The sequence below is a fragment of the uncultured Tenacibaculum sp. genome, from assembly GCF_947495995.1.
GTDB lineage: Bacteria > Bacteroidota > Bacteroidia > Flavobacteriales > Flavobacteriaceae > Polaribacter.
Map to the genome: position 1 here is coordinate 1 of NZ_CANMAX010000030.1, position 963 is coordinate 963.

Genomic DNA, 963 nt, shown 5'->3' on the forward strand with positions numbered 1-963 from the left:
TCCAGTGGGTACTCACACGATTCGAGTAACAGATGATAATGGATGTACAGCTACAGCAAGCTTTACGATAAACAATTCCGATCCAGTAATTTTCACAGCTACGCCAGTTACATGTTATGATGGAACCAATGGAGAAATTGCTGTAAATATTACAAGTGGAGAAGCACCGTTTAGAGTTCGTTTAGATAGTGGAGCTTTCATTAATGTTACTGGAAGTATACATACATTCTCAGGATTAAACGCCAATACATATGCTGTAGAAGTTGTTGATAATAAAGGGTGTAGTAATATAGTTAACACAACAATCCTACCACAGGTTACAGTAACGGCTACAAGCACACCAGAGGATTGTAACTTAGGAACAATAACATCAGTAGGAGCAGGCGGAACAGGCACAGGTTATGTTTATGCTGTAGTTGCAGATGGAGTAACTCCAGTTGCAGGAGATTTTGCAGCCGGAAATGCATCAGTTGATAGAGCAGCTGGAACTTATGATGTTTACGTAGAAGATAGCAACGGATGTCGTGGAGTTTTCCAAGATGTTGTAGTTGGAAGTGTAACAGCAGTAAGCGCAAGTGTATCAACGACTCAACCAAGTTGTTCAACAGATACAGGAAGTTTAAGTATTACGATTTCAGATGGTACAGCACCATATACAATCAATATTACAGGAGCTGCTACAGATACACGTGCAGGAGTAGGAACAACTACAGAGAACTTCCCAACTTTAGGAGATGGTACATATAATATAGAAATAGTTGATGCAGAAGGATGTACATTCACTACTAATGCAACAATTACAGTTCCAACTCCATTAGTAGGAGGAGGAGCAAGTGCAACAGATTTAAGTTGTACGGCAGCAGGCGGAACGAATTTAGGAAGTATCAGTTTTACTAATCCAACCGGAGGAACAGGAACTTATACATATTTCTATAAATTAACGACAAGTGCTACTTTCTTAAG

General features: G+C 39.6%; 1 pseudogene. It reads left to right on the top strand.

Annotated features, from left to right (window positions below):
• A pseudogene (locus tag Q1A15_RS20915) lies at positions 1 to 963 on the top strand (hypothetical protein); the annotation flags it as partial.